Here is a 26,059-nt window from a genome sequence, read left to right as displayed (position 1 = left end):
AACATGAATCAACATGCGATCGCTGAAGTAGCAAGCCTGGATGAAGAACATGCGCAGCTCAAGGAACGCATCCGACGCACACCGGAGGACGCGGACCTGCGCGCGCAGCTGTTCCAGGTGGAGGCATTGCGCGGCGACTGGTTGCGTGCGCAGGCGGCGCTGGGAATGACCTTGGCACTCAATCCGAACGCCCATTCGCTCGCGGGGACGTATATGCGGCCGCTGGCTTGCGAACTGCTGCGCGCGCAGGTGTTCGCCGGCGCCCGTCGGCCCGACGTTTCCGGAGCCGATGCGGCAGTCGAACGCCTGGCCGATGCCTTGCAACTCGACGCCGGTGGTAGCGATGCGCAGGCTGGCGCATTGCGCGCCGCCGCCATGGCCGAACTGCCGGCGCGCAGCGGACACCTGCGGCTGCATGGCAGCGACACGGTTGTCCCGTTCGCGTGGCTGGCCGATGGCGACAGCCGCTTTGGCCCGGTGCTCGAACTGTTCGCAGGCGAGCGCTATCTCTGGCTGCCACTCGCCCAGGTACAGCGCATTCGTTTTGTGCCGCCGACCAGCCGCTGCGCGCTGGTCTGGTCCCATAGCGCCATCGATCTCGTGAGCGGCAAGACAATCCACGCGGCTTTGCCGGTGCGTTACCCCTTGCCTGCCGCTGTTAGCGACCAAAAGATCCTGACCGCCGCGTATACCGAATGGCAGGCGCTGGCGGGGACAGGCCAATACCTGGGCATCGGCCAACGCATGCTGGTGACCGACCAGGATGAATACGCCCTGCTCGATATCGCCGAAATTGTTTTCGAACTCGACGACGCGCGGGCCGGCCATGTTTAACGTCCCCCGCCCCCTGCACGGGCGTCACGACGACGCCGAGCGCCTGCGCCAGGGTGCGCGCGACCGCCTGCGCCCGGCCCTGCTGGAACGCCTGACCGACCACGACCGGCTGCAAGCCATCGAAATGGAGCCGCCTGGGACGTCCAGTGCGGCCCTGCGCAGCGCCGTCATGCGTGACCTGGTCTGGCTGCTCAATTGCACGGCCATGGCCGCCGACGTCGATCTGGAGGCTTACCCGCAGGTGCAGCGCTCGGTGCTTAACTACGGCATTCTTCCGCTGTCAGGCAAGCATTTGTCCGAACTCGACAGCCAGGAACTGGCCAGCAGCCTGCGCCGCGCGATTCTCAAGTTCGAGCCGCGCCTGCTGCCGGACACGCTCCAGGTTTGCTGCGTGTCCGACCCGGACAGCCTGTCGCTGCACAATGAACTGGCGTTCGAGATCCGCGCCCAGCTATGGTCGCAACCGTATCCGGTGGAGTTTCTCGTGCGTTCCGACGTGGACATCGAAACCGGCCACACCAAACTGCACAACCTGGTGGCCGACTGATGGATGCACGGCTGCTGGACTACTACAACCGCGAACTGGGCTACCTGCGCGAGATGGGTGCGGAATTCGCCGAACAATTTCCCAAGGTCGCTGGCCGCCTGGGCATGCACGGCATTGACGTGGCCGACCCCTATGTCGAGCGCTTGCTGGAAGGCTTCAGCTTCTTGACGGCGCGCGTGCAGCTGAAAATGGACGCGCAGTTTCCCCGCTTTACCGAGCAGTTGCTGACGTCGATCTACCCTGGCTACCTGGCGCCGACGCCGTCCATGGCGGTCGTGCAGTTGCAGCCGGACCTGAGCGTGGGCAGCCTGGCATCGGGCTTCACCTTGCCGGCCAAAACATCGCTGCGCGCCGGCCTGGCGCGCGGTGAGCAGACTGCCTGCGAGTTTCGCACCGGCCACGCCGTCACACTGTGGCCGCTGACCCTGGACCAGGTGCGTTTCGGCCCCGCACCGGGTGATATTCCGGCACGCTTGCGCAACCGGGCCAAGGCCGCGCTGCGCATCAACCTGCAATTCGGCGGCGGCCAGCGCTGCGAAGCGTCGCCGCTCGACAAGCTCACCTTCCATGTGGCCGGTCCCGAGCAGCGCGCCTTGCGCCTGCTGGAACTGGTGGCGGGTCACAGCGTCGCCGTGCTGTGCCGGCAAACCGACAGCGGCAATGGGGCCAGCCGGCCATGGGGCGAAGTTCTCGACGCCAGCGCGGTGCGCCATGACGGCTTCGATATGGAGCAGGCCCTCCTGCCGGTCGACGAACGGCACTTCCAGGGCTACCGCATCTTGCAGGAATATTTTGCCTACCCTGCGCGTCTGCTGTTTTTCAGTATCGCCGGCTTGCAGCGCGCCTTGCGCGGCGTGACCGGCACCCAGTTCGAAATCACCATCCTGCTCGACCAGGATGACGCAACGCTTGAGCGCCTGGTCGGCACGGGCGACCTGGCCATGCACTGCACGCCGGTGGTGAATCTGTTTGCGAAACGCGCGGACCGGGTATTGGTCACGCCCAAGGTCAATGAGTACCATCTGCTGGTCGACCGCAGCAAGGCGCTCGACTTCGAAGTCCATAGCGTGACGTCCATGACGGGCCACGGCAGCGGCGAAGACCGCCAGTTCCGGCCATTTCATGCCTCATTCGCACGCGATGCGCGCGACCATGGCGCCTACTACTGCCTGCGGCGCGACGCACGCCTGCTGTCGCAGCGTGCCCGCCAACATGGGGCGCGCACCTCGTATAACGGCAGCGATGTCTATATTTCGCTGGTCGATCAGCACGACGCGCCGTTTGCCGACTCGCTGCGCCAACTGTCGGTCGATACGCTGTGCACTAACCGCGACCTGGCCTTGCTGCTCAGTACCGGCGGCGACAGCGACTTCACGCTGAATGTCTCCGCCCCGGTTGGCGCGATCACGACCGTACGCGCGCCCTCGCGTCCCCAGGCGCCACTGGCCGACGGCAAGCTGGCGTGGCAGCTGATCAGCCACCTCGGCCTGAATCACCAGGGCCTGTTCGAGCAAGATGGCGAGCAAGGCGCGGCGATCCTGCGTCAATTGCTGGGCCTGTATCTGGACGACAGCCAGGCTGGATTGCAGCGCCAGGTCGAAGGCGTGCGTTCGGTGGTGCACCAGCCGGTATTCCGTCGCCTGCCCCAGCCTGGCCCGCCGGTGCATGGACGTGGCGTGAAGATCGCCGTGACCATCGATGAGCAGGCATTTTCCGGCGACAGTCCGTATTTGTTTGGCGCGGTGCTGGAACAGTTTTTCGCGCGCTACGTGTCGGTCAATCTGTTCGCCGAGCTGGAGCTCCATAGCGGTAAGCGGGGCCGGATCGCCAACTGGCCGGCCCGCCTGGGCAACAGGCCGCTGTTATGAACCCAACCTGGACCAATCAGGCGCCGTGGCAGCGGCTGCGCGAGGCGCCGTACGAGCACGATCTGTTCGCGCTGCTGCGCTGGATCGACGCGCGCGCGGGCGCCGCGCAGCCGCTGGGCCGCACCGGCCACCCGTCCGGGGAACCGCTGCGCCTGGCACAAAAGGCGTCGCTCGCCTTTGCGCCCGCCTCGGTCGCCGGCCTGAGCGAGCCGGAAGGCCGCGCGCCGCAACTGGGCATCTACGGCTTCGGTTTGTTTGGACCGAACGGCCCGCTGCCGCTGCACCTGACCGAATACGCGCGTGAACGCGAGCGCATGGCGGCCGATCCGACGCTGGTGGCGTTTGCCGACCTGTTTCATCATCGCCTCATTACCCTGTTTTACCGGGCCTGGGCCGATAGCCAGGTGAGCACCACGCTCGATCGCCCGGGCGAGGCGCGTTTCGATGCGCATCTGGCCAGCCTGCTGGGCATGGGACTGCCGGCACAAAAACGCCCTGGCGCCATCGGCCTGCATGCGCGCTACTGCCAGGCCGGCCATCTGGGCCGGCAAAGCCGCAATCCGGAAGGCTTGCGGGCCATCTTGCACAGCTATTTCGAGATCCCGGTCAATGTCGTCGAGCATGTGACGCATTGGGTCAGGCTGGCCGCTGCCGACCGCCTGGCGCTCGGTAACGCGGGCACGGGGCTTGGCCGGGGCAGCACGCTTGGCATGGCCGTGCGCGACGCCCAGTCGCGCTTTCGGCTGGTGCTGGGGCCGCTGACCCTGGACGACTACCAGCGCTTCTTGCCGGGTGGCGAACATGTGGCCGCGCTGGTCGAATGGGTCCACGAATTTGTCGGCATGGACTTGAGCTGGGATGTCCAGCTGTTGCTGGCCGACGAACACAAGCCCAGGGCGGCGCTGAGCCGGATGCAGCCGCTCGGCCTGTCGACGTGGCTGGGAAAGCGGCCGGCCGGCGCCCCGCGCGCAACAGGCGCTCACTTGATCATCGATTACACGGCACGCGCGGCCAACAAACGCACCGCGCCGCGCGCCGACTCTCACCGTCAACGAGGAACACTTCATGTCTGAAATCAGCCGCCTGGCCCTGTTCGGCAAGCTCAATCCCACCCTGTACGCGGCCATCGAAAGCGCCACCGCCTTCTGTCGCCTGCGCGGCAATCCCTACGTCGAACTGGTGCACTGGATCCATCAGCTATGGCAGGCGCCCGACGGCGACCTGCAGCACGTCGCCAGCCACTTCAATGTGGACCGGGACCAGTTGGCGCGCGACTTGCTGGCGGCGCTGGATCGATTGCCGCGTGGCGCCGGTGCGGTGAGCGATTTGTCCGGCCATATCGACGAAGCGGTCGAACGCGCGTGGGTGTACGCCAGCCTGACGTTTAACGCAGAGAAGATTCGCGGTGCGCATTTGTTGCTCGGTTTGCTTAAGACCAACAGCCTGCGCCATGTGCTGATCGGTATCTCGCGCCAGTTCGAGCGGGTCTTGCCAGACGTGCTATCGGGCAGCTTCGGCCAGATCCTGGCCGGCTCGCCGGAACAAGCTGCCGCCAGCGCCACCGCCGGCGCGCTTGACGGCGTGCCTCCGGCCAGCGGCGGCAAGGCCCTCGCGCTCTACACGGTCGACCTGACTGCACGCGCACGCGCCGGTGAAATCGACCCTGTCACCGGGCGCGATGAAGAAATTCGCCAGATGGTCGACGTGCTGCTGCGTCGCCGCCAGAACAATCCGCTGCTGGCAGGCGAAGCCGGGGTCGGCAAAACCGCCGTGGTGGAAGGCCTCGCGCAGCGCATTGCCAACGGCGACGTGCCGCCGCCGCTGCGTGACGTCGACCTGCTGCTGCTCGACATCGGCCTGCTGCAAGCCGGCGCCAGCGTCAAAGGCGAATTCGAAAAACGCCTGCGCGAATTGATCGCCGAGGTGCAGGCCAGCGCCCGGCCGGTCATCCTGTTCATCGACGAGATTCACACCCTGATCGGCGCTGGCGGCGCGGCCGGCACTGGCGACGCCGCCAATCTGTTAAAACCCATGCTGGCACGCGGCGAGCTGCGCACCATTGGCGCCACCACCTGGGCCGAGTACAAGAAATACATCGAAAAAGACGCCGCCCTGACCCGCCGTTTCCAGGTCGTGCAGATCGCCGAACCGGACGAGGCGCGCGCCGTCACCATGATGCGCGGCCTGGCCGACAAGCTGGCCACCCACCACCGCGTGCTGCTGCTCGACGATGCCATCGTGGCGTCTGTGGCGCTGTCTCACCGCTACATTCCGGCGCGCCAGTTACCCGACAAGGCCGTCAGCCTGCTCGACACCGCCTGCGCCCGCGTGGCAGTGAGCCAGCACAGCCAGCCGCCCATGCTGGAGGACTGCCAGCGCCGCATCGACGCCATGCTGGTCGAACAGGACATCGTGACACATGAATGCCATCTCGGCGCGGGCGACGCCAGCCGCCTTGAACCGCTGGCCCGGCGCATCGCCGCCGAGCGGCACGAGTTCGACACCATCAGCGCGCGCTGGCACGCCGAAAAGCTCATGGCGGAACAAATATTTACCTTGCGTGAAGCCTTGCAGGCGGCCGCTCCCGGCGAGCGTGCCGCGCGCCTGAGCCAATTGCAAGCGGTACTGGTACAGCTTGAACTGCACCAGGAAGAACAAGCGCTGATCCACACCGCGGTGGACGCCCATGCAGTGGCCGCCGTGGTTGCGGACTGGACCGGCATTCCGGTCGGACGGATGGTCGGCGACGCCGTCGAAGCGGTGCTGGAACTGGCCGACACGCTGGGCCGGCGCGTGATCGGCCAACAACATGCGCTTGAAGCGATTGCGCGCCGCGTGCAGACCGCGCGCGCACGCCTGGATGATCCGAACAAGCCGGTGGGCGTGTTCCTGCTGGCCGGTCCGTCCGGCGTGGGCAAGACCGAAACCGCGCTGGCGTTGGCCGAAACCCTGTACGGCGGCGAGCAGAATCTGATCACCATCAATATGAGCGAATTCCAGGAAGCCCATACCGTCAGCACCTTGAAAGGCGCGCCGCCAGGTTATGTCGGCTACGGCGAAGGCGGTGTGCTGACCGAGGCGGTGCGCCGGCGTCCGTACAGCGTGGTCCTGCTCGATGAAATCGAAAAAGCCCATCCGGATGTGCATGAAATTTTCTTCCAGGTGTTCGACAAGGGCTGGATGGAAGATGGCGAAGGCCGCTACATCGACTTCAAGAACACCGTCATCATCCTGACCTCGAATGTGGGCAGCGATCTCTTGACGCGCCTGTGCCAGGACCCGGACCTGATGCCGGACGTGGATGCGCTGGCCGGCGCGCTGCGCGAACCGCTGCTGAAGGTGTTCCCGGCCGCCTTGCTCGGTCGCCTGTCGGTGGTGCCGTACTTCCCCCTGTCGGACAGCATGCTGGCGCGTATCGTCGCGCTGCAATTCGATCGCATCCGCAGCCGCCTGCTGGCCAACCATGACATTGCGTTCACCTATGAAGACGCCGCCGTGGCCCTGCTCGGTCAACGCTGCACCCAGCTCGAATCCGGCGGGCGCATGGTCGACGCGGTATTGACGCAGACGGTGCTGCCGCACATCAGCCGCGAGATCTTGCTGCGCTTGTCCGCGCCCGAAAAACTGACGGGTGTGACGATCGGTGCGCAGGGAGGCGAGTTCACGTATCGCTTCGAGCATGCGCACGCCGCGCCGGCCACCCCGGCGGCGCGGGCCGATGAACTGTCGGCACTCCCGCACTGACATTGCCTCACTTATTACGAGAGAATTCTTGATGAAGCGTCTTTTTAACGTTCGCCCTCCGATGTCCATGTTGAGAACCGGCGCGTCTGTGCTGGCGATCGGCGCCCCGCTCTGGCTGGGCGCGTGCGCCAGTACTGACACCGCGCCAGTGGCGACGCCCGCGCCAGCGCCAGCGGCCAGGCCCGCCGCAGTGATATTGAACTCCATGGAACAGCGCGCGCAGGCCGCCATTGCGGAAGCCGACAAGCAGTTTACTGCCGGTGACTTCAAAGGCGTCATCGCTCACCTGACCACCAGCAAGGCCATCGATTTTGCAAGCATCGCAACGCAAGTCCAGGCGCACAAGCTGCTGGCGTTCAGCTACTGCCTCACAAAGAAGACCGCGCTGTGCAATGCTGAAGCAGAGCGCGTGATGGTGCTCGATCCACGCTTTCAGTTGCCCGAAGCCGAGCGTTCGCATCCGACCTGGGGGCCGGCGTTCGATGCCGCCCGCAAAAAAGCCGCCCTTCCAGCCAAGCCATAATCGGGAACACGCATGCGATTGACCATCCTCGAACACGCCGGACAGCCGCTACACAAGCCGGTCGGCAAGGACTTCTTCCGGCCCGGCGCAACCATCGGCCGGGGCGCGGACAATCATCTGGTGCTGGTCGACGACACCAGGCAGATTTCACGCTTGCAGGCATCGGTGCGTATCGATGACAGTGGTGCTTACCTGGCCAACCTGAGTACGGTCTGCCCGGTTGAAGTGAATGACGCGGCATTGACGGGCAACCAGCCCTGGCGCCTGCAGGATGGCGACCAGGTACGGATTGGTTTGTATCTGCTGCAGGTTGGCGACCAGCCGGTGGCCGACGTGGAGGATGCAATCGACATGGCGCCTGTGAGTGTCGCACCGGCGCCGGCGCCGCCAGCGGCGATGGCGGCTCCCGACGACGCTTTCTGGGACAACCTTGTGTCCGACTTTGCGCCGGCACCGAGCGCCGGGCTGTTTGCCGCTACCGTGCCAGTGTCGGCGCCGCTGGCGGTCGCGCAGGCGGCAGCGCCGGACGTGCTCTTGCCGGATGACGCCCTTGCGACGCTCAGCAATCCGTCAGTCGATCCGCTCGATTTCTTTGCCAACCCTGGCGCGGAATCGCACAGCAATCTGTTCGCCGACAGTGCCAGCGCCTTGCCCGACACCAGCACTGCGCTGCTGGAACTGGTGCAACAAGAACATGCGGCATCCGCACCCTTCGACACCAGCTCCTTGTTTGGCCCGGCGATTGCCAGCGGCGCGCAAGCAGATCCCACGCCAGCCCGGTTCGCTGCTGATATTGCGTCGTCGCCTGCCCAGGCGGCAACGCGGCCCACGTCTTGCGACCCGGCGCCGCCAACGCCGGACGCCGCCAGCATGGTCGCCGCGTTTTTGGATGGCGCCGGCTTTACGCCCAATGAAGGCACCCTGACCGAAGCGCACTTTCACCAGGCCGGCCGCCTGTTGAGCAAACTGGTCGGCGGCTCCATGAACCTGTTGACCAGCCGCACGATCATCAAGCGGGAAGTCAAGGCCGAGCTGACCATGATGCTCGACAAGGAAAACAATCCGCTCAAGCTGCTGCCGGATGCCCAGACCGTACTCAAACAAATGTTCGGGCCACCGTTTTCCGGCTTCATGACGTCCGAACGCGCCGTGGACGATACCTTCCATGACCTGCAGGCCCACCAGATGGGCATGCTGGCGGGCATGCGCGCCGCGCTCAATCAGTTGCTGCGCAATTTCAGTCCGGAAGTGGTGGACAAGCAAATGGGCGCCGACGTCTGGTACGACCGCCTGATGCCGAAGGGACGCGACGGGCGCGCGTGGGTGCGTTATCGCGCGCTGCACCAGGCGGCGGTGACCGCCGTGGAGGAAGACTTCCATACCGTGTTCGGGCAGGTATTCTTGTCCGCCTACGACGCCGAGGTCGAACTCTACCGCGCACAGAGGATGCAACAGGCATGCTGACCTTGTCCACGGCGCAATGTTCGCATCGAGGCGGCCGCGCCAGCAATGAAGACGCGTTAGGTTCCCGCGTGCGTGACCGCGACGCCTGCTTTGTGATCAGCGACGGCGTGGGTGGCCAGGCCGGCGGCGCCATCGCATCGAAGTTGGCGGTGCACTGGGCCTTGCAGCAACTCGATGACAAGCAATCGTTCGGCCTGCAAGCGATGACGCACGGCAGCGTGGATGCCGCCGACGCTGCCATCGTCGCGGAACAAAGGCGCAACCCCGAACGGGCGCGCATGGCGGCGACCATGGTGGCGCTGTTCATCGACCGGCGCGAACGGATGGCGCAGTGGATTCATGTCGGGGACAGCCGCCTGTACCTGTTCCGGCGTGGGTGTCTGCTGCAACGCACGCAAGACCACAGCCTGGCCGCCCAACTGCAGCGGGCGGGTTTGTCGTGCAGCCCGGACAAAGCGCATTTGCTCAGCCACGCGCTGGGCCAGGCCGATACCGACACTATCGAGCCCGGAGCGGCGTATTCACTTGAAGACGGCGATGCCTATCTGCTGTGCACCGACGGCTTCTGGAACGGGCTCGATGACGCCGCGATGCAGCGCTGCCTGCAAGTAGCGGGCAATGTGACAGATTGGATCACCCTGCTTGCCGGGGAAGTGCGTCAACGCAGCGATGGCGAGGGCACGCAAGACAACTACTCGGCGCTGGGCGTATGGGTCGGCGATCCGCAATTGGTCACGCGCGCGCCGGGCGCTTGATAAGCGCCGGATTACAAGCCATACATTATATATATTACCTGTTAATGACTAAATTAATATAGTCAAAACCTTGTGGAACATTATTGACCGGGCCGCTTCAATAACGTTAGCATAGCCCGCCAATTAAGATAATTGCAATATTCTATTATCAGATCCTGATTTATGGAATATCGCGCGTTTCATATCGATTTTAGTTCCAGCGTCATGGATGAATAAGCACGTATGAAGATCATCAAGCCGATGCGCCTGGGCGTATTACCCCGGCCCTTTACCTGGGAGAACAAGCATTTTTTATGCGTGACGGCGTATGCGCATGTCACGCTGGGCCCCAATCCCCAACTATTGAATGAACAAGGCTTGTGGCCGATGCTGGCAAGCGAGCTGGGAGAAACCGCCGTCCTCGATCTGGGCTTGCCAAAACAATATCCGGAGTTCCTGGTATCCGGTTTTGGCTACACCCACCATCAGCAAGACAAAACCCGATGCGCCGTTGCCGCCCAGGTTGGTCATATAGAAAAACGCCTGACTGTCTTTGGCGACCGCTATTGGATCGCCGGTGGCGCCAGTGCGCCGGCGCCGTTCGATGCCATGCCGCTGGACTGGACGCATGCGTTCGGCGGCGCGGCCTGCGCTACCAATCCGCTTGGCCGTGGCATCGACGCCGACCATATTGGCGGTCAACACGTGATCCGGCTGCCAAACATCGAGCTGGCCGGCGAACTGTACCAATCGCCAGGCAGGCCACCGTCCGCGCCGGCTGGCATGGGACCGATCGACATCGCCTGGCAGCAGCGCCAGTCGCGCATGGGCGTGCACGACCAAGCCTGGTTCGAGAATGACTTCCCCGGCCTTGCCCGCGGCATGGACTGGCGCGCATGGAACGCCGCGCCCGACGATCAGCACTTCCCGGCTAACTTTGAACTTGCCGGCGCGCCCTACACCTTGCGCAACCTGCACCCGGAGCACCCGGTATTGAGCGGGACCATTCCCGACTGGGTTGGCCGTTGCCTCGTGGTCAAACAGCAGAACGGCAAGCAGATTAGCACCGACATCGACTTGCGGCTGACCACCGCCTGGTTCTTCCCGCACCGGCTGGAAAGCGTGCTGATGTATCACGGCGTGGTCGGGATCGACCAGGATGATGCCCACGACGTCGTGCAACTAATGCCGGCGCTGGAGCATCGCCATGCAAAACGCGATCACGCCCACTTCCTGAAGGTGCTCGCCCAGAGGGTCGACACCAGGACTGGCAGCAACTACGCCTTTCGCGATGGCGACCTGCTGCCTGACGGCGTGGCGCTCGGCCCGCTGTTTCCTGGCGAAGACACCATGTTCGACCCGGCGCCAGGCCCGCTGGAACGCAATCTTCGGCAGCACATGCATAACCAGCGCGACAAGGCCGCGCAAACAGCGCGCGAGGAAGGGCTCGTTCCGGACGACATCTTACCGACAATGAACTCCGCTCCCGACCTGCCGCGCCGCCTGGAAGACTTGCCACAATTTATGGAAAAGGTGGATCGGCTGCACGCCGCCGACATGGATCAAGCGCGGGCCACGCTGGCGAAGTCGCGTCTGGACATGGCGGCCCATCTCCCGCCCGAACACAAGAACCAGCTTGCCATGCTGGACCAGTTGGCCCCTCTGCTGGGCAGCAATGCCGGCGTCACGCGAGCGCCGGCGGCGCCCACCCACAGCTTCGCCGAGGTCGGCGCCAGCCACGCTCACATGGCAGCCATGGGAAAAACATTTCCCGAGACGCCAGTGCCCGAGATCATGCCGGCTGCGGAGCTGAAAGCGAAAATGCACAAAATGTATCTGCATGGCGTGACCGGTTTCGCCCCGGCCGCCGTGCTGGTCGGCGATGCGGCCCGGCGCATGCGCGAGCAGGTGACGGCGATCTACGCCAGCACGCGGGACTTTGCCGGCCTGGACCTGACCGGGGCGGATCTGTCGGGCATGGATTTGCGCGGCGCCGATTTTAGCGCCGCCATGCTGGAAAGCGCCGACTTGCGCGGCGCAAAGCTGGACGGTTGCAACTTTGCCGAAGCGATCCTGGCGCGCACCTCGCTGGCCGGCGCCAGCTTTGCGCACGCCAGGTGCGATGGCGCCAGCCTGGCGCAAGCCGACGCCCGCCACGCCTCGTTCGCGCACGCCATACTGAACAAGTGCGCATGGGAAGAAGCCAAGCTCGATCATGGCGACTTCTCGCACGCGCAGATCGGTGAAGTCATGCTCACCGACATGCAGATCGCGTCGGCAAATTTTGAAGGGGCGCGCTTTTTCTCGGTGACCTTCTACAAAGTTGGCATGCGCAATTGCAGCTTTATGCATGCGCAGTTCGAAAAATGCGTCTTTATCGAAGGCCGGCAAGAAGATCTCTGTTTTGACAAGGCCACCTTGCAAGACAGCGCATGGGTCACGACCGATGCGGCGCGGCTGAGTTTTCGCGGCAGCGTCTTGCGCACCTGCGCGGTCACCGACAAAACGTCACTCGATGATGCCGATTTCACGGATGCCCAGCTATCCCAATGCAATTTCCGTGAAATCAGCATGCAACGCGCAAATTTCAACGGCGCGACAGCGGCGATCACGGACTTTTCCGAAGCCAACCTCAGCGGCGCCAACTTGCAGCGCATGAATGCCAGCGGCAGTTTTTTCACCCGTGCCAATCTGGTCGCCAGCGACCTGCGCGGCGCCAATCTGATCGGCGCAAGCCTGGCGAAAGCCGATTTGCGTTCGTGCGACCTGCGCGGCGCCAACCTGTTTCGCGCCGACCTGGCGCAAACGCTGGGCGACGGCGGCACCCTGTTCGACCAGGCCTACCTGGAACAGACCAAATTCTTGCCCCGGCTGACGCCTGACACCGCCTTGGCCGAGTGAGGCCGAGTGACGCCGATGATTTTCTTACAACTCAAGCAGGACACCCCATGTTCTTGAAAACCCAACTTGGCCTCTCCCTGGCGCCGGTCGACGCAAAGATTCCGATTACCTCGCCCAACGCCGCACCAGCGCCGATGCACATCCCGAATGCCTTCAACATCCTCGTTGGCGGCACCCCGGCCCACAACCTGGCTACCTTTGCGCCGATGACCATGACCTTGCCCGGCGTTGGCGTGGCCAGCGGTACGGTCATGGGACCGTCGCGCGAAGTGACCGGCAAATACAACCTGCTGATCAAAGCGACGCCCGCAACGCGCATGACCAGCATGTCGATCCAGAATTCCACCAACGCACCGGGCATCTATCTGGTGCCAGGACAGTTCAAGGTGCTGGCGTTTTAGCCATGGCCTTCCGAAAGGGTTTTCCTTGAAGTACCGCAGCGTCGTCGCCAGTCCGGCCTGTTGCCCTCCCCCCAGGCGGGCCTGCCGCATGCTGCATATCGCCTCGCGCGGGGCCGAGCCGGTCATGATGGTAACCACCTTGTACCTGCCCGGCGGGCCGGGCCCGTTTCCTCTCTGGGTATTTAACCACGGCAGGAATTTCGGCAATACCGCGCATCAAGCGCGCAGCCGGCCGGACGCCCTGGCCAGGGTCCTGCTGCGCCAGGGCTACGCCGTTGCCGCCCCTAACCGCAGGGGGTTTGCCGACTCGGGCGGCCGCCATCTGAGCCACTGGTCCAACCCGCTTTCCGCCGGACTGTGCTGTGCGCGCGACATCGAGACCGTGGTGCTGGCCATGTCCGGCAAGCCGTATATCGACGCCAGCCGCATCATCGTCAGCGGGCATTCGTACGGCGCACTGGGAACACTGGCCTACGGCATGAAGCCGCATGCCGGCGTGCGCGCCCTGGTGAACTTTGCCGGCGGCCTGCGCGGGGAGTCGGACCAGGGCTGGCAGCAGCCGCTACGCGACGCGTTCCGGTATTACGGCCGGCGCGCCAAAGTGCGCTCGCTGTGGCTGTACGCCGACAACGACAGCTTCTGGCCGCTGGACTATGCCAGCTCGCTGCATGAGGCCTACTGCGAGCACGGCGCCAACGCTGAATTTGTCAACCTCGGCCGCTTCAAGGAGTGCGCTCACCGCTACGTGCTGGACCCGGATGGGGTCGACTTCTGGTGGCCGAAGGTAGCCGAACTATTACGTGACATCGCAGCATGAGCGGCTGTCCGCACCCAAAAATTGTGTTTAAGCCTGGAAGGAAATTGATATGGACCGCATTGTAAAAGCCCACACGCCCCTCGGTGACGAGGTGCTGCTCTTTAGCGCCCTGCGCGGCACCGAAGCCCTGTCGCAGTTGTTCGAATTTGAAGTGGACATGATTGCCGATAGTAACGCGCTGGACCTGAAGGCGCTGCTGGGACAGCCATTGACGCTGGAAATACAGACGCGCGACGGCGCAGTGCGCTACCTGAACGGCATCGTCGGGCGCGGCATGCTGGTGGGTCGCGAAGGGGCAACCGCGCGCAGCTGGCGCTACCGCGCCATCGTGCGCCCGTGGTTGTGGCTGCTTACGCAAACCAAGGACTGCAAGATCTTCCAGAACAAAAGCGTCGCCGAGATCTTGCAGGAAGTACTCGGGGAATATGGCTTTGCCCTGGAGCTTAATCTGACCGGCAATTACCGCACCTGGACGTATTGTGTGCAGTACCAGGAGACCGACTTCGACTTCGTCAGCCGCCTGATGGAACACGAAGGCATCTATTATTACTTCAAGCATGCGCTGGGCAGCCATACCCTGGTGCTGGCCGATGATATCGGCGCGCACGAGGTACTGCCCGACTACGCCTCGATCCCCTTCTTCAAGGCCGAGCGCGTAGCCACGCCCCAGGAAGAGTTCATCGACCGCTACCACGTGGCGCAAGAAATCGCCCCGGGCAGCTACGTGACGGACGACTTCAATTTCACCAAGCCGCGCGCCAGGCTGCAGAACCAGCGCGCCAACGCCGCTTCGCACCAGCATGGCGACATGGAAGTCTACGACTGGATGGGTGGCTACGCCGAGATGGGCGATTCCGACCATTACAGCCGCATTCGCCTAGAAGGATTGCAGTGCGAGCGTGAACGCGACCATGGTCACGCCACCGTGCGCGCCCTGGCGCCCGGCTACCGCTTCAACCTGAGCAACTGCCCGCGCGACGAGGCTAACCGCGAGTATCTGCTGGTGAGCGTGACGTATCGCTTGCAGGAACCTTGTTACGCCAGCGACCCGACCCCGGCCTGCTACGAATGCGATTTCGTCACGCAACCGGCCAGCCTGCCATTTCGCCCGCGCCGTGTCACGCCCAAGCCGCGCACCAACGGCCCGCAAACGGCGACCGTGGTCGGCCCTGCGGGCGAAGAAATCTGGACCGACGAATACGGCCGCATCAAAGTGCAGTTTCGCTGGGACCGCTACGGCACCATGGACGAAAACAGTTCGTGCTGGCTGCGTGTGGCAAGCAGCTGGGCTGGGTCCAATTTCGGCGCCTTGTACATCCCGCGCGTAGGGCAGGAAGTCATCGTCGATTTCATCGGTGGCGAGGCCGACCGGCCGATTGTCATCGGCAGCACCTACAACGCCGACCAGATGCCCCCGTTCGGACTGCCGGGCGCGGCCAGCAAAAGCGGCATCGTGTCGCGCTCGACCAAGGGCGGCTCGCCCGCCAATGCCAATTCGCTGGAGTTCGAGGACGCCATGGGCGCGGAAAGGCTGGCGCTGCATGCCGAAAAGGACATGTTGATCGAAGTGGAACACGACAAGACCAATACGGTCGGTAACAATCAGGTCGAGACCATCGTCGCCAACCATACGGAGTCGATTGGCGCCAACGCGACCCAATCGGTGGCGGCCAACCTGACCGAAAGTGTCGGCGCCAATAAGGTAACTGCCATCGACGCCAATCATGCCCATACGGTTGGCGGCACCAGTACCCGCACGGTGGCCGGCGCCAGCACCGAGCAGCACCAGAGCGGCCATGCGCATAAAGTCACCGGGCACCACGAGCATATTGTCACGGGCGACTACAACGAAACCATCTATGGCAATCACAATTACGTCCTGCACGGGGACCACAATTACACGGTGTATGGACATCGCAATTACGATTTGAATGGCAACCAGGTGCATATGCTGAACGGCAATCAGGCACAGAATGTCATCGGTGATTATTTGCGCGCGGTCAGTGGAAACCAGGACCACATCGTCGAAGGCAGCCACGTTCACGTTGTGCATGGCGGACATAAGGTAACCGCGAGCAATGCCGACCACCATACGAGCGGTATCCACAATATTATTGGTGGTAACGTATTCATCAAAGCTGGCGGTGGCGGCGGCGGCGCTGTCGCTCCCGGTCCCGGCACCACTCCCGCTCCGGGTCCCATCCCCACTCCCACGCCCACGCCCACTCCCGCTAAAAGTAGCACTGGTGGCGGCACTTACGACAATAAACTTGGTATGACTTCAACCTACTCCGTCGACTTTGTCGGGATCTTCAAATTAACCTATGCAACATCAGCGTTATCCGTGGTGCCACTCAACACAAACATGCGCATTGTCCAAGTCGCCTTTCTGGGAAAAGCATTAAGCTTTTTCGGCATAAAAACCGACTTTTGCCTGTACAAGCGCGACGTCAATGGCATGAAAGTCGAAGGGAATGTCGCTTATCACCAAGTCTCCGCAGTGTCCAACGAGAGTGGCGGGGTGCGGGTGAATAGCAGATTCATGAACCTGATATTTTGAACCGCCATGCAAGCACAAAATCTACAATCGACAATCAGGAACGGCGAGGGCTTGGAGAAACTCGACCTGCGCGGGGCAGTGCTGACAGGGCTCGAACTAGCCGGGGGGCAATTCAATGAGGTGGACTTTCGGGGCGCCCAGCTCGATGGCGCCGATCTGAGCGAGTGCGACTTCATTAACTGCAATTTTGAACAGGCCGATCTGCGTGGTGCGACCTTGGCCAAAACGACATGGAACAAATGCAAGCTGAGCCATGCCCGGCTCGATCGCGCAGATGCCAGTGGCGCCAACATGCTCGAATGCGATCTGCGTTATGCGCTGTTGGCATTGTCGTGCTTCAGCAACGCCGCGCTACTTCGCTGCAAGCTCGATGGTGCCAAGCTCATCGCTCTCAGGGCGGAAATATTGTGTGTGACGGAATGTTCGGCGCATGACTGCGATTTCTCCCAAGCGCTGTTGGAAAAGACGCTGTTCATGGAGGTCGATTTCGCAGGTAGCGTTTGGCGCGCGGCCAGCTTGAAGAACGTTGTTTTCGCCAAGGCGAAGCTGAGCGGGACTGTCTTTGCCGGACTGGATATGCCGCTGTGCCAGTTTGTCGAAAGCAATCTGGCGCAGACCGATTTCAGCGGGGCCAATATTGCGCACTGCATGTTCAAGGGTGCGCAACTGCAAGGTGCGCTGCTGCGAGGCGCACAGGCACGCTTTGCCTTGTTTGCCGAGGCCAACCTGGACGGCGCCGATCTGTCGGGCGGTTTTTTTGAACAAACGCTATGGCCGCGTGCCAGTCTGCGGAGCGCCAACCTGCACGGCGCCAGGCTCGCTTACGCCAATTTCCAGGCGGCGTGCTGCGAAGGCGCCAACTTCCGCGACACCGACCTGCGCTTCGCCGATTTTTCCTATGCCGATCTGCGCGACGCCAGCTTCAGCCACGCCGGCTTTGAGCGCACCCGGCTGCATGGCAGCGCGCAAGCTGGCGCGACCTGGACCAGCCGGCGCGGCGTCATCGAACACGACGAGCCGCTCCTGAAGGCCGAACTGTGGTCGCGTTAAGCCTGCCCGGCGATCGCCCTTCCCTATTTTTTAAGGATTTTCACGATGCATACCGTACTCGACCACGCCAGCGCCCACGACGCGGCCATTCACGCCATTGCCACGGTCGTCGCCGATCTTGGCCATGGCAATTTTCTGCTGGACCTCAACGGCGGCACCCTGACCTGCAAGCGCGCCGCCAGTTGCCTGCTGCATCCGGAAACCGGCGACAAGGTGCTGGTCTCCGGGCCGAGCCGCCAGCAAAGTTACCTGATCGCCGTGCTGGAACGCGATAGCGCGCGCACCGCCCGGGTCGGCGTCGAGGGCGCCATGGCGATCGGCTACGGCGGCGCGGTCCAGGTCCTCAGCGACGACGCCATCAGCCTGGAAAGCGCATCGCTGTCCCTGGCATCGGGGCAGTTGGGCATTCGCGCCGAAAGCGCTGTCGTCGTGGCGCAGGAACTGAGCTATCAGGGCCGGCAGTGGCAAGGCGCACTGGGGGTGCTGCGCCATACCGGGCAGGCGCTGGAAATGCTGTTGGACAAAGTACGGCAGGTCGCACGTGTCTGCTATCGCCAGGTCGAGCAAACCGACCATCTGCGCGCCGGCCAGCTCGATTACCAGGCCAGGGACTATGTGCGGCTACACGGCGACCACGTCATGGTGACCAGCGACAAGCTGTTGAAAATGGATTCAAAACAGATTCACCTGGGCTGAGGCATGAGCGACTTTACCGCGATGGCGATCGCAGCGGCAATCATCGCGCTCGTCGGCGGGCACCTCGCCTGGGAGATCCGCGGCTTGTTTCGTGCAAAGGCGGCCGACGCCAGGCTGCTCGCGCACGGCGACATTTGTTATGCCAAGGTCGTCAGTGCGCGCCAGAGCGGCACCCTGATCAATGACCAGCCGCTGTGCGTGGTGCGCCTGGTGGATGTGCAGGCGCCTGCAACGCAGCGCGATATCGCCCAGCCCATCGACGTGATCAACCTGCCGGCAATACAAACCGGCTGTACGGTCGCCTTGCGGGTAGAGCGTTCAAGCGGGCGGGCGCTGATTGATTTTTCTCGCTCCTGAACCTAAGTAAGTGCGCATAAATTCTTGTAATTTTTAGCTTCCATCAGCGGGGCCTTGCTGTGTTGCCCACCGCTAGCAGTGCTCGCACTGCGTCGCGGCGTGCGCCTTGCAAGGCATCCGCTTCTGTTCGCTAAAAATCACAATAATTTCTGCACACTTACTTAGCGTGCAGCGCTTGGTAACAGGTCCGCAGGCGCGGTTCGAACGGCATGGCGCCTGCGGAAAATCCCAACGATGTCGCCGTTTACAGGATCGCTATCGGTCCGCACTCCGGACAAGGTACGCATTTCTCGATGGCGAGGGCGATGATGATCTCACTGTAGTACACAAGTCCGTAGCCATTACGAATATGTGCATAGGCAGACAGTTTGACCGCAAACGCGCAGGTAGAGCTCAGTCCCGCCAGCAACGACGCACCGCTGACAGTAGTATTTACCGGACTGAGCGCTCCACTGTTGGAGAAGGCAGGGCTGGGCAATAACGAGGTGACCGTCGGGGACACTCCCTTGGTGTAGTCTAATGCCCAGGTATAGAGCCGGTTACTGGGCTGCGTGACGGACACATTGAAATTGAGGACGAGTGCGGGGTGCCACGGGATGACGCCACAGTCGTTGAGCACCGCCGGTATATCAAGATCGAGCTCGGCCGGTTGGTTATCGATCGTGATGACCAGATCGCAGTGGTCTGCCACCGCCGGCAACGTCGCCGGTGGCGCCACCGTACCGTCGCGATAATCCACCTGCCCTGAGGCGGTGTCGAGGTAAACACCGTTCTCGTCGAACATTTCCAGGCGCAGGACGTAGGTGTCCGACCCGGCTTCGACCGGCACGGTGTTCCAGTAGCCGATCCAGTCCGGGTTGTACCAGTAGTAGTCAGTGCGATTACGCACTTCGTACAGCGCATTGGTGCCGTTGACCGGATAGGGGCCGAGTTTGTGGCCGGTTGACAGGTAGCTGCTCTTGTCGACCCGGGTGTCGTTCAAGTCCGCGTCGACAAATTTGAAGGCGCTGTCGGCTTGCCCCTGCTTCTTGTACGACAGCCGGTAATAGCGTGCCGGTGCGCCACTGGCCAGCGCATCGCCGAACAAGCCGAAGACATCCAACCCTCGGCCGTAGGCCATCTGGCTCAGGACAGTGTCGCTGTACAGACCGCTGGCCTGGTTGATCTGGTAGACCTCGTCGTGGCCGATTCGGGTGAAAAACACCGGCGTGCCGGTCGGCGGCGGCTTGCAACCCTGGCCGCAACGCACGTCTTCGTTGTCAAGATACAGATCGAGGTGGGTATTGGTCACGTTCCAGCGCGTGCTGGTATAAGGGTCCATATAGATCACGGTCTGCACGCCGTTGATGATCTGGGTGAGCCGGACGATGATGTCCGGACGCGAATCGAAACGGAGCCGGCCGTTGCGGAAATGGATGGGCCACCAGCGGAAACAGCAGCGGAAATAGCCGTCGCAATCGGTATACGTCTCGCACAACAGCTCCCTGCTGTAAAAGCAACGCGGGAATATCAGCCAGGGCGCGACGGTGGACGTGAGCGTGAGCCGGTCCAGCCGGGATGCAATGCTCGTGTCCAGCAAGCGCGCTTCGCCGACACGCTGCACCGCTTCAAATGCAACCGGGGCCGGCACCGCGTTGACCGCATGCCTGTCGATGTCAGCCAAACTCGTGAGCGACTTGGCGCGCGGCGGCAGCGGTTGCGGATTGAGGCTGGCCATGCGGCCGGGTGCGCCCAAGTCGAGGCGCAGGTCCGGGGCCGGATCGGGCACCGGAAATGGCTTGACAGGGAAGCGGCGCGGTTTCAACAGATCGGGGATGCGTACGACCGGCCGGTCGACCAGCACATCCCACCAGTTGCGGATCGGGGGCCAGAAGCAGCCTTCCCGGTCCACGTCGAAAATTTCAATCTTCACGAACGGAACCGGGCAGATGTCGACCTGCCCTTCATGGTCGTCGATCTTGCGCACGTGGCCAGTGACGCAGATACGCACCGGCCGCCAAGGCCACCATAGGGACTGTGGCACGACCGGTGTGGCGCGAATGACGGCGCCGTTTTCCGTTGCCACCCAATCCTTGATGCTATAGCGCTGTGAGAAGCTTGACGTGTGGCGCACGTCGGCCGCGTTCAAGCCCGGACCGATGAACAACTGCACATCGGTCGGCTTGGCCAGGCGTAGCGCCACGCTGAAACGCCCCTCCCTATCCACATCGGCATCGCCCAGCGGCTCTCCGAACCGGTCCGCGACAAGCACTTTCACGCCGAGGTCTTCCGCCTTGCCATCCTGTTCTTCGAATTGAACCTGCCCCTCGATGCGAAAGCGTGCGTCCGTCTGGTTCGGGCCTCTGTCCTTGATAGTCATGGTGTCTTCCTTTATGAGTGCATGAGCGGTCAGCGACAGCGGTATTACACCCCGGATTGGCTGGGCGGCTGGGCGCTTGACTGGGCGTGGGCATGCTGTTCGAGCATGCGCTTGAACTTCACAGAGAAGCGCGGCGCGCTCTCACCAGTCAATCTAGGCGTAAGGAAGACCTTGCGCAAATGTAAAAGCCGCCTGAATCGCGCATGCTTGAGCTCGCTCAATAAATGTGACATTGAACCAGTCATGCCTGGGGGACGCCATTGAAGGCCGCAAAACCGGCCCTACCCGTGGGCGGTCATGGTCCAGGTACATGCGGCAGACTGCGCTGGCGAGCGCGTCGATGACCAGCACATCGCTGCGCACGGGAACGTGCGGGCGCGTGTGACATCATGGCTTGACGGCAGAAGATGCCGAGGCATTCAAAGGGCTTGGGTCAGGACCGCTTCAACTGGCCGATGACGCTCGCCACTTTGGTCGTGATCACATCGATTGCCGGGCCATTGGCGCCGTGCGGCAAGATAACATCGGCGTGGCGCTTGGTCGGCTCGATGAACTGCTTGTGCATCGGCCGCACTGTTTCCAGATATTGGCCGACAACGCTCTCGACCGAGCGGCCGCGTTCGGTAATATCCCTTTGCATGCGGCGGATGAAGCGCACATCGGGAGCCGTGTCGACAAAGATCTTCAGCGACATCATTTTGCGCAGGTCTTCGTCGTACAAGGCAAACAGGCCTTCGATCACGATGACCGGGGCAGGTTTGACGGGAATGGTCTTGTTGGAGCGGTTGTCGGTCGTGAAGTCGTACTCTGGCATCTCGATCGCCTCGCCATTACGCAAGGCATGGATGTGCTGTACCAGCAGTGGCCAGTCGAATGCCCGCGGATGGTCGTAATTTTGCTTGCGGCGCACTTCGGGAGTGAGATCGGATTGGTCGCAGTAGTAGTCGTCCTGCATCACGACCGACACCATGTCGGCGCCGAACGAAGCGAGTACTTGCTGGGTCACCGTTGACTTGCCACTACCGCTTCCGCCAGCGACACCAATTACAAACGCAGGGAAAGAAATCTTATTCATCCCCGAATGATACCGGAGCGGCGATCGAACTGACAGGGTAAAGGGGGATGAAGCTGGCTTTTTATGTCGGAAGAGAGCTTTTTACGGCAGATTGGCGGCTTGTGGAGGCGCACCTCCCGTACCGGGAGGTGCCAATCACCAGATCGCCACCTGTGCAGGCCAAGACCGCTGCTGCGCCTGTTTGGCATGTCACCGTCGTTGGCAGCGGCCACCGCCACCGCCATCATGTTGACGGTCGATTCAAGATCGATATTCGGGGCAACCGCCTTATCGGGTAGCGCTGGCTTGAATATGCCTTGCCTGCGGGTTGCAATGCCAGCAAATTTTCTGCCCCCCCCAAAAAATCTAATGTTTAACTTATGGTTGCCTTTCTTGCCTCTGTATTGGCACCTTGCTGTTGTAAACGAATACCGGCGATGCAGGGGGCGATTGCGACATCGCGTGGGAGCCGACAAGCGCACGAGAGCCGCCTGGTCGCTCCATTGTTCACCTACACAATCAGTCAAAAGGATTAAGCATGAGCACGCTACCTTCCGCATCCTCTTCGTCAGGAGGCGGCGACCGCCAGAGTAAGCGCCTGCTGCGCCTGCGGTTTCCGTCGGGCGGTCCGTCGGGCCTGATGCTGGCCAACCGGCTCGACGCCGTCGAGGGCTTGTCGCGCGACTTCAATTTTACGGTCGAGGTGCTGTCCGACAATCCGTCGATTGCGCTCAAGGATGTACAGGGAAAGCTCGCCACCGTCGAACTGGTGCGCGAAGACGGCAGCCTGCGCTACTTCAACGGCCACGTGTTCGAGTTCCGCCGCGTGCGCGCCGACGGCGGCTATGTGTACTACGAAATGGTCCTGCTGCCCTGGCTGGCCTACCTGCGCCTGCGCCGCGACAACTACCTGTACCACAACATGACGGTGCGCGACCAGACCGACGACATCTTCGGCGAGTATTCGGTGCGCAAGAGCGAGATGCGCATCGGCGGCCCCGATCCGGTCATGACCGACGCCTGCCAGTTCGACGAATCCGACTACAACTACGTGCACCGGCGCTGGGAAGCGAAAGGCTGGTTCTACTGGTACGAACACACGGCCGGCGGCCACACCCTGGTGCTGGCGGACGACTCGACCGCCGCGCCGCCGATCGACGGGCGCAGCGACATTCCCTTCCAGGCCGAAGCCGGCACCGAGGAGGACGACGCCCTGCGCGAATGGACGCCGGTGCGCAACCTGGTATCGGCCCACGTGGCGCTGGCCAGCTTCGACTTCAAGAAGCCGAAACCGGTCAAGGTCGACCTGCCGACCGTCAACCAGCAGGGCGATGTATTGAAGAAGGAAGTATACGAATACACCGGCGCCTACGGCTTCAAGGATGCCGGCGACGGCGACGCGCAAACCCGCCTGCGGCTGGAAGAAATCGAAGCCTCCGGCAAGCACTTCGAAGGCGCCGGCAACGACCGCTACGCACAGCCGGGACGCAGTTTCGATCTGACCGATCATTACGATGGCGGCGACAACTTCCTCATCATCGAAGTCCATCACACGGCCACCAACAACTACCAGGTGAGCCGCCAAACGGGGCTGTCGCATTACGAGAACCGGATCGGCTGCATCCGCAAGAAGATCCCTTGGCGCCCCGGACGTGGCTTTAACAGCACAACGACCAAGATCTACGGCCTGCAGACGGCCGTGGTGACAGGTCCGCCAGGCGAGGAAATCCACACCGACGAATACGGCCGCGTGCGCGTGCAGTTCCACTGGGACCGCATCGGCAGCTACGACGACAAGAGTTCGGCCTGGATCCGCGTGGCGACCGCATGGAGCGGACCCGGTTTCGGCATGACCTCGATTCCGCGCGTGGGCACCGAAGTCGTGGTCCAGTTCCTGAACGGGAACCCGGACCGTCCGCTGGTGACCGGCATGGTGCCGAATGAAGACACCATGCCGCCCTGGAAGCTGCCCGACAACAAAACCCAGAGCGGCGTGCTGTCGCGCACCACGCCCAAGGGCGGCCCTGACAATGCCAACGGCATGCGCTTCGAAGATAAAAAGGGCGCCGAGCAGCTGTGGATGCAGGCCGAGCGCAACCTCGACGGCCTGGTCAAGAACGACCAGACCTACACCGTTCGGCACGACGAAACCCGTACCGTGGGCAACGACCAGAGTGTCAGCGTGGGCCATGACCAAAGCATCAGCGTGGCGCTCGACCGGATCAAGTACGTCGGCCAGAACGAGACCAACCTGGTCAAGGACAGCTTGAGAGAAACCGTGAAGGTCGACGACCTGCAGCAGGTCGGTGGCGACAAGAACATTTTGGTGGGGAAGAACTTCAAGATTGAAGCGGGCGACAGAGCGCTTCGGCTATGACGTGTTCGGTCGCTTGAAGACGAGCATTGATAGCGCCGGCAATCAAACCCTTTACCAGTGCAACACGCGCGGCCAGTTGATCCGGCGCGTCAATGCGCTTGGGCGCGCGGTGCAGTTCGCGTACGACCGCGCGCACCGGCTGGAACGGCTGATCAATGAAAATAACGAGGCATACCAATTTGTTTACGACCGCAACGACAACGTGGTCGAAGAAATCGGACTCGATGGCATCATCAAGCGCATCGGGCACGATGCACGCGGCCTCCCGGTCTCGGTGACCGATGCGTTGGGCGAACCCGATGCGGTCATCCTTACCATGCAGCGTGACGCGCTGGGGCGCCTGACCGCCAAGCATGCGCGCGCGCGCAGTACATCGTACCGCTACGACCAAGTTGGCCAGTTACTACAGGCGCAGCAATATACCGACAACGGCGGACCACGAATTATCCATGACAATCTGTTGTTTACGCACAGCAAGCGTGGCGAGTTGCTGAGCGAAGCCGGCCACTTGGGCAAGCTGAGCCACAAATTCGACGAACTCGGTAACCGCACCGCCACCGCCTTGCCCGATGGACGCACCATCAACAGCCTGTTTTACGGCGACGGACACCTGCACCAAGTCAATATCGACGGCGAGGTCGTCAGCGATATGGAGCGTGACGACCTGCACCGGGAAGTGGGGCGCAGCCAGGGAGCGCTCAATACGCGTTTTGCTTACGATACCATGAGCCGCAAAACATCCGCACAGTCGGCACACCGAGTCGAGCACGAGCCAGTGCTGCGCAAGGAATGGGTCTACGATCTCGGCGGAGAGATAACGCAGAAACGCCATTCGCGCAATGGCGTGACCAACTATCTCTATGATCCGCTAGGCAGGATACTCTCGACAGTCGCGCCCGCACGACGCGAAATGTTCAGCTGGGATGCTGCTGCTAATCTGGTCGACAGCAACCATCGAGGCGGCTACGTCCGGCACAACCGTGTGTTGGTGTTCGAAGACAAGCGCTTCGAGTACGACGTGCATGGCAGGCTGGAATCGAAAAGGGTCGGCACGCATACAGAGCAACATTTCAGTTATGACGGCGAGCACCGGTTGCGATAAGTCGAGACGGTGCGCCACGGCGTACGGCAACTCGTGCATTTCGACTACGACGCGCTGGGGCGCAGGATACGCAAAACGGATGAGTCCGGCGTAACGTCCTTCCTGTGGGACGTATTGCAAATGATGCAGGAGCAGCGCGGGAGCGAGATGGCAACATACCTGTACGAGCCGGGCGGCTACGTACCGCTCGCCAGGGTCGACAGGCGCGGCGATGGCGCCGAACAAAAGCGCGCCGCGGCCAACGACGCTGACGGCGGTACGCAAGGGCACCTCCAAAAACCGGCGCAGCCGTGGCATCATAGCGGCTCCACGTTGCTGACCTAATTTCATGATCAAGACGAGCCTGTTTGCCGACCAAGAGCGCGAAGCCAAGCTGAACAAGCTTGGTGATGCGCTCAAGGTGATGGAGCAGCATGTCGACTTCGTCGCGCTTGCCGATGCGGTTGACGAAGCGGCTCCGCGTCCCGGCCGCGAACGCGGCGGGCGTCCTCCATTCCCGACCGAACTGATGGTTCGCGTCCTGCTGATCCAGCAGTTGTTCAACTTGAGCGACGAGCAAATGGAATTCCAGTTGCTCGACCGCCTGAGCTTCCAGCGCTTTGTTGGACTGCGTTCCAGTAGTCAGATACCGGACCGGACAACGATCTGGACGTTCAAGGAGCGCCTGCTCA

General features: G+C 62.5%; 21 protein-coding genes. 19 read left to right on the top strand and 2 right to left on the bottom strand.

What is annotated here, in order from left to right; genetic code table 11:
- The first annotated feature begins 3 nt into the window (after positions 1-3).
- From F0185_RS24355 to F0185_RS24285, 15 genes are all read left to right on the top strand, one after another.
- Entirely contained in the window at positions 4-834 is an 831-nt protein-coding gene (locus tag F0185_RS24355; protein WP_167228837.1) for a type VI secretion system accessory protein TagJ, read from the top strand.
- Positions 827-1,381, top strand: coding sequence for a type VI secretion system baseplate subunit TssE (gene tssE, locus F0185_RS24350; RefSeq protein WP_167228836.1), 555 nt, complete (start codon positions 827-829; stop codon positions 1,379-1,381). The genes F0185_RS24355 and tssE overlap by 8 nt, the downstream gene beginning before the upstream one ends.
- Positions 1,381-3,249 carry a type VI secretion system baseplate subunit TssF gene (gene tssF / locus F0185_RS24345; protein WP_167228834.1) on the top strand — a complete coding sequence of 623 codons (1,869 nt, stop codon included), beginning with the start codon at positions 1,381-1,383 and terminating at the stop codon, positions 3,247-3,249. The genes tssE and tssF overlap by 1 nt, the downstream gene beginning before the upstream one ends.
- Complete coding sequence (gene tssG / locus F0185_RS24340; protein WP_167228832.1) at positions 3,246-4,322, top strand: type VI secretion system baseplate subunit TssG; 1,077 nt, start codon at positions 3,246-3,248, stop codon at positions 4,320-4,322. Before tssF ends, tssG begins: the two co-directional genes overlap by 4 nt.
- Positions 4,315-6,993 (top strand): type VI secretion system ATPase TssH, encoded by a 2,679-nt coding sequence (gene tssH / locus F0185_RS24335; RefSeq protein ID WP_167228830.1) that lies wholly within the window; start codon positions 4,315-4,317, stop codon positions 6,991-6,993. The genes tssG and tssH overlap by 8 nt, the downstream gene beginning before the upstream one ends.
- Positions 6,994-7,198: 205 nt before the next feature.
- Positions 7,199-7,516 carry a TssQ family T6SS-associated lipoprotein gene (locus F0185_RS24330; protein WP_167228828.1) on the top strand — a complete coding sequence of 106 codons (318 nt, stop codon included), beginning with the start codon at positions 7,199-7,201 and terminating at the stop codon, positions 7,514-7,516.
- A 12-nt stretch (positions 7,517-7,528) separates the two neighbouring features.
- The gene (gene tagH, locus F0185_RS24325; RefSeq protein WP_167228826.1) at positions 7,529-8,980 is read left to right on the top strand and encodes a type VI secretion system-associated FHA domain protein TagH; all 1,452 of its coding nucleotides are present in this window, start codon (positions 7,529-7,531) and stop codon (positions 8,978-8,980) included.
- Positions 8,974-9,735 carry a PP2C family protein-serine/threonine phosphatase gene (locus tag F0185_RS24320; protein WP_167228824.1) on the top strand — a complete coding sequence of 254 codons (762 nt, stop codon included), beginning with the start codon at positions 8,974-8,976 and terminating at the stop codon, positions 9,733-9,735. Before tagH ends, F0185_RS24320 begins: the two co-directional genes overlap by 7 nt.
- Before the next feature lie 222 nt (positions 9,736-9,957).
- On the top strand, positions 9,958-12,615 hold the full coding sequence (locus F0185_RS24315; RefSeq protein WP_167228822.1) for a DUF2169 family type VI secretion system accessory protein: 2,658 nt from the start codon (positions 9,958-9,960) through the stop codon (positions 12,613-12,615).
- Positions 12,616-12,662: 47 nt separating this feature from the next.
- Positions 12,663-13,016 carry a PAAR-like domain-containing protein gene (locus tag F0185_RS24310; protein ID WP_054267264.1) on the top strand — a complete coding sequence of 118 codons (354 nt, stop codon included), beginning with the start codon at positions 12,663-12,665 and terminating at the stop codon, positions 13,014-13,016.
- 88 nt (positions 13,017-13,104) lie between these two features.
- Positions 13,105-13,833 carry a dienelactone hydrolase family protein gene (locus F0185_RS24305; protein ID WP_167228820.1) on the top strand — a complete coding sequence of 243 codons (729 nt, stop codon included), beginning with the start codon at positions 13,105-13,107 and terminating at the stop codon, positions 13,831-13,833.
- Positions 13,834-13,882: 49 nt separating this feature from the next.
- A complete protein-coding gene (locus tag F0185_RS24300; RefSeq protein ID WP_167228818.1) occupies positions 13,883-16,393 on the top strand; it encodes a type VI secretion system Vgr family protein in 2,511 nt (836 codons plus the stop codon).
- Between the two features lie 6 nt (positions 16,394-16,399).
- The gene (locus tag F0185_RS24295) at positions 16,400-17,443 is read left to right on the top strand and encodes a pentapeptide repeat-containing protein (RefSeq protein ID WP_167228816.1); all 1,044 of its coding nucleotides are present in this window, start codon (positions 16,400-16,402) and stop codon (positions 17,441-17,443) included.
- A gap of 45 nt (positions 17,444-17,488) precedes the next feature.
- Entirely contained in the window at positions 17,489-18,139 is a 651-nt protein-coding gene (locus F0185_RS24290) for a DUF3540 domain-containing protein (protein WP_167228814.1), read from the top strand.
- Between the two features lie 3 nt (positions 18,140-18,142).
- Complete coding sequence (locus F0185_RS24285) at positions 18,143-18,496, top strand: hypothetical protein (RefSeq protein ID WP_167228812.1); 354 nt, start codon at positions 18,143-18,145, stop codon at positions 18,494-18,496.
- 244 nt (positions 18,497-18,740) lie between these two features.
- Here F0185_RS24285 and F0185_RS24280 read toward each other — a convergent pair whose 3' ends face one another.
- Together F0185_RS24280 and udk are read right to left on the bottom strand one after the other, a co-directional pair.
- A complete protein-coding gene (locus F0185_RS24280) occupies positions 18,741-20,855 on the bottom strand; it encodes a hypothetical protein (protein WP_167228810.1) in 2,115 nt (704 codons plus the stop codon).
- 433 nt (positions 20,856-21,288) lie between these two features.
- The gene (udk, locus tag F0185_RS24275) at positions 21,289-21,930 is read right to left on the bottom strand and encodes a uridine kinase (protein WP_167228808.1); all 642 of its coding nucleotides are present in this window, start codon (positions 21,928-21,930) and stop codon (positions 21,289-21,291) included.
- A 517-nt stretch (positions 21,931-22,447) separates the two neighbouring features.
- On the opposite strand from udk, the gene F0185_RS24270 reads away from it, so the two are divergent.
- From F0185_RS24270 to F0185_RS24255, 4 genes are all read left to right on the top strand, one after another.
- Positions 22,448-24,286 (top strand): type VI secretion system Vgr family protein, encoded by a 1,839-nt coding sequence (locus F0185_RS24270; RefSeq protein WP_167228806.1) that lies wholly within the window; start codon positions 22,448-22,450, stop codon positions 24,284-24,286.
- On the top strand, positions 24,255-25,388 hold the full coding sequence (locus tag F0185_RS24265) for an RHS repeat domain-containing protein (protein WP_167228804.1): 1,134 nt from the start codon (positions 24,255-24,257) through the stop codon (positions 25,386-25,388). Before F0185_RS24270 ends, F0185_RS24265 begins: the two co-directional genes overlap by 32 nt.
- Positions 25,389-25,421: 33 nt before the next feature.
- Positions 25,422-25,712, top strand: a complete 291-nt coding sequence (locus F0185_RS24260; protein ID WP_167228803.1) for a hypothetical protein — start codon at positions 25,422-25,424, stop codon at positions 25,710-25,712.
- A gap of 4 nt (positions 25,713-25,716) precedes the next feature.
- A partial coding sequence (locus F0185_RS24255) for a transposase (RefSeq protein ID WP_187362641.1) occupies positions 25,717-26,059 on the top strand: 343 nt, incomplete at its 3' end.

It is taken from the genome of Massilia rubra, assembly GCF_011682065.1.
GTDB lineage: Bacteria > Pseudomonadota > Gammaproteobacteria > Burkholderiales > Burkholderiaceae_D > Telluria_A > Telluria_A rubra.
The sequence above is the reverse complement of the archived record's forward strand: the minus strand, read 5'-3'. Positions and strand labels throughout refer to the sequence as shown.